This window comes from Methanospirillum sp., from assembly GCF_035560735.1.
Taxonomy (GTDB): Archaea; Halobacteriota; Methanomicrobia; order Methanomicrobiales; family Methanospirillaceae; genus Methanospirillum.
On the sequence record NZ_DATMYY010000151.1, the window covers coordinates 1 to 4,165 of the forward strand.

The 4,165-nt window shown below is 47.4% G+C and carries 5 protein-coding genes; 4 read left to right on the forward strand and 1 reads right to left on the reverse strand.

All coding sequences use genetic code 11. From position 1 onward, the window contains the following. Positions 1–220 precede the first annotated feature (220 nt). The 4 genes from VN429_RS04520 to VN429_RS04535 all read left to right on the forward strand — a co-directional run bounded on the left by VN429_RS04520 (position 221) and on the right by VN429_RS04535 (position 1,390). Positions 221–532 (forward strand): radical SAM protein, encoded by a 312-nt coding sequence (locus tag VN429_RS04520; RefSeq protein WP_325630257.1) that lies wholly within the window; start codon positions 221–223, stop codon positions 530–532. Between the two features lie 127 nt (positions 533–659). Then, the gene (locus VN429_RS04525; protein WP_325630260.1) at positions 660–860 is read left to right on the forward strand and encodes a hypothetical protein; all 201 of its coding nucleotides are present in this window, start codon (positions 660–662) and stop codon (positions 858–860) included. A 3-nt stretch (positions 861–863) separates the two neighbouring features. Then, positions 864–1,076: a hypothetical protein gene (locus VN429_RS04530; RefSeq protein ID WP_325630262.1), complete on the forward strand. Its 213-nt coding sequence runs from the start codon at positions 864–866 to the stop codon at positions 1,074–1,076. A gap of 8 nt (positions 1,077–1,084) precedes the next feature. Beyond that, positions 1,085–1,390, forward strand: coding sequence for an SPASM domain-containing protein (locus tag VN429_RS04535; protein ID WP_325630264.1), 306 nt, complete (start codon positions 1,085–1,087; stop codon positions 1,388–1,390). Positions 1,391–1,453: 63 nt separating this feature from the next. On the opposite strand, the gene katG is transcribed toward VN429_RS04535, so the two are convergent. After that, positions 1,454–3,658, reverse strand: coding sequence for a catalase/peroxidase HPI (gene katG, locus VN429_RS04540; RefSeq protein WP_325630266.1), 2,205 nt, complete (start codon positions 3,656–3,658; stop codon positions 1,454–1,456). Positions 3,659–4,165: the final 507 nt, after the last annotated feature.

Here is a 4,165-nt window from a genome sequence, read left to right on the forward strand (position 1 = left end):
CCGGTTTCAATGAGGAAAATTATACGCTTGAAATAACCACTGTTATTGAAATCATGTTTTTTGATAGTTTTTGGATTCAGCTGTATAGTGAATAACCTCAAACATCTCTGCGGAGAAATTGGGTAAATATCGGTGGACAGAAATTCTGCTCCTCCTCTCAAGATACTATCCTGGAATCTCACGCTCCGTTGTCCCCTCAAATGCCCCCATTGTTATGCGGATGCGAAACAGACCGAGTTCAGTCCATCCGCTCTCAATTGAGGAAGTATTTGTTCTCCTGCAGCAGATAAAAGAGGTTATACAGGAGTATCTTGCGTACTCGTCAGTGGTAAGGCCCATAATATTCTGGAACCTGACCGGCAGGTGCAACCTTTCCTGCCAGCACTGTTACAACTCATCAGGCCCTGACCTGGAGGCAGATACTGAGCTTTCGACAAAAGAAGCACTCTCGTTCATCGATGACTGTGCCGAACTGAGCGTTCCAGTGATTCTCTTTTCCGGCGGGGAACCCCTCCTGCGACCTGATCTCTAGGAACGGGGCGCCCATGCAAAGGAAAAGAGAATAATAACTGCTCTGAGAACAAACGGTACGCTCATAACCCCGAAGATAACTGATAAGATCAAAAAATCAGGAATCGGGTATGTTGGGATATCACTTGATGGTGCAACACAAAAGACCCATGACCAATTCAGGAACTCCCGGTTCATTTGATCTGGCGATACGGGCATTTTCGTACTGTAATGAGGCACAGATCCGCTGTGGAGTTCGGGTTACTCTTACAAAGGAGAACTACCATGAACTCAAAGATCTCATCGACCTCTCCCTACAACTTGGGGCATACAGATTCTGCGTTTACTGACTTGTGCCATCAGGAAGAGGCACCGATTCATATGAAAACCTGAAGATCTCTGCAGATGAGGTCTTCTCTGCTCTTGATCTTCTGCAGGAGTATGCATCAAAGACTGATCCAAGTGTCATGGAGTTTCTTACAGTGGACGGGCCACAGGATGCTATCCATCTGTTCTCCCTCATGAAACCGAAGAATGCACATGATCTGCCTGAAGCCCGTCCCTGATCTCATCGATGAAAGGGGGGATGCAGTGCAGGGTCAGGGTAGCCAATGTGACACAGAACGGGGATGTGTACCCATGCCAGTTTGTACAGATCCATGAATGTCATATCGGATCTATCAGAACCAGAAAACTTTCTGAACTCTGGAATGATCAGGATAATCCGGTCCTGAAAAGGTTCAGGACCAAGAAAGAACTACTGAAAGGAAGATGTGCATCCTGCTCATACCTGGATCTCTATGGGGGGTGCCGTGTGAGGGCATTCTCTCAAAAAGGAGATTTTACAGATGATGATCCCTTCTGTTTTATAATGGATTGACTGGTCAGGAATAACCAGTCGTTTCAATACCTTACCACGAACTCATAGCACAAAAAGTTAACATTACGTATTTGCCATACGATCGAATCGATCCAGGTTCATGACCTTATTCCAGGCAGATACGAAATCCTGAACAAACTTTTCTTCAGAGTCAGAACTTCCATAAACCTCCGTAATGGCACGAAGCTGGGCATTTGATCCAATGATGAGATCCACACGGGTTCCTGTCCACCTGTCTTCACCGGTTCTGCGATCTTTTCCTTGAAATGTCTCTTTGGTATCAGAGATTGGTTGCCATTCTATACTCATATCAAGTAGATTAACAAAGAAGTCATTTGTCAGAGTTTCAGGTTTCTTTGTGAATACACCATGAGGAGTCTGCTTGTAATTCGTGTTTAAAACCCTCATACCACCAATGAGCACCACCATTTCAGGTGCAGTCAGTGTCAGCAGTTGTGCCTTATCTATAAGCAATGCCTCGGCTTCGATGGAGCATGGCCCCCTCAGGTAGTTTCTAAACCCATCTGCAATTGGTTCGAGAACGGAAAATGAGGCCACATCGGTCTGCTCCTGCATTGCATCCATTCGTCCCGGGGTAAACGGCACCGTAACATTGTGTCCGGCACTCTTTGCTGCCTGCTCTATAGCAGTACACCCGGCAAGAACGATCAGATCTGCCAGAGAAACCATCTTTCCACCCGGAGTATAGTTATTGAACTCGTTCTGGATATCTTCAAGGACTTTCAGGACTTTTGCCAGATCTTCCGGCTGGTTGACCTCCCAGTCTTTCTGTGGCATCAGGCGGATTCGTGCTCCATTTGCTCCTCCACGCTTGTCAGATCCACGGAAGGTAGAGGCTGACGCCCAGGCAGTTGATACCAGTTGGGAGATTGTGAGTCCGGAGGAGAGGATTTTGCCTTTGAGCGTTGTTACATCCTGTTCATCGATCAGGGGATGATTAGCCGCAGGGATCGGGTCCTGCCAGATAAGTTCCTCAGCAGGAACTTCAGGGCCAAGATACCGGGCTCGTGGTCCCATATCACGGTGTGTCAGTTTAAACCAGGCTCTGGCAAAAGCATCTGCAAGTTGATCCGGATTTTCGTAGAATTTTCTGGAAATTTTCTCGTATATGGGATCAAACCTCAACGCAAGATCGGTTGTCAGCATTCCCGGGGCATGACGTTTCGCAGGGTCCTGAGAGTCAGGAACCGTTCCTGCTCCAGCCCCGCCTTTTGGTTGCCACTGGTATGCACCGGCCGGACTTTTTGTCAGTTCCCATTCATGGCTGAAAAGGTTTCTGAAGAAATTATTGGTCCATCTCGTGGGTGTTGCCGTCCATGTAACCTCAATGCCGCTTGAGATTGTCTCGTTTCCTTTTCCAGAGCCAAAGTTACTCTTCCAGCCAAGTCCCTGCTCTTCGATACCGGCGGCTTCAGGCTCTAGCCCCACATGCGATGCAGGACCTGCCCCATGTGTTTTCCCAAAGGTATGTCCCCCGGCAATAAGGGCAACGGTCTCTTCATCATTCATGGCCATACGCCCGAAGACATCACGAATATCCTTTGCTGCGGCTATTGGATCCGGTTTTCCATTCGGGCCTTCAGGGTTTACGTAAATCAGCCCCATCTGCACGGCAGCAAGAGGTTTTTCCAGTTCCCGGTCACCTGAATACCTCTGGTCACCAAGCCACGTATCTTCTGAACCCCAGTAAATGTCTTCCTGTGGTTCCCAGACGTCTTCACGCCCTCCTCCAAAACCAAAGGTCTTGAATCCCATTGACTCCAGGGCAACATTGCCCGCAAGGATCATGAGATCAGCCCATGATATCTTTGGGCCGTACTTCTTTTTTATCGGCCAGAGGAGGCGTCGTGCCTTGTCCAGGTTTACATTATCTGGCCAACTGTTGAGCGGGGGAAATCGTTGCTGTCCACCGCTTCCACCTCCCCGGCCGTCACTGGTTCGGTACGTCCCGGCACTATGCCATGCCATACGGATGAAGAGGGGACCGTAATGACCAAAATCAGCCGGCCACCAGTCCTGAGAGTTTGTCATCAGATCAGTGAGATCCTTCATTACTGCAGCCAGGTCAAGTTTCTTAAATTCCCGGGCATAGTTAAAGTCATCACCCATTGGACTTACCTTGGAAGAGTTTTGATGAAGAATTTTGAGATTTAACTGGTTTGGCCACCAATCACGGTTGGATCTCCCTCTTACTGCTGTCTGCATATTCATCCTGCCAGTAACCGGGCATTTGCTGGTGTCAGTCATACCGTAATCTTACTCCTGTTGATTGACTTATCGGGTGATCTGATAAAATTATTCGTTACATCCGATTGGATTATCATGTTCGGTCTTGGGATCGAGATGTGATAGTATAGATGACAAAAATCTCTCGTATTTTCAGAGAGAGCGGAGATGTGTCAATGGTGGGCATAGTTTCCTCAATCTCGGTGCAATGAATATACCCACTCTGGGTGGTACAAATTCCCCAGTACAGTACCAAGGTTCAGACCTGGAGTATTGTTCATGATGGGGATGAGGAATATCTTATGATTCGAGATCTTGCACAAGAACAGGAAATAACCACAGAAGTGGTCTATGTAAGTGTCCTTTCCCTATGATTGAATTGTGATCGAAAGACCATCAGAAAGTACCTGCTCCAACCTACATTGCCATCAGGGTTGCAGAATTATTCCAGGGGATGCAAAATAGATCCCTATAATGATTATATTTAAGAACGGCTCATTTGATTTCCCTTTATCAGTTTAGTTCGCC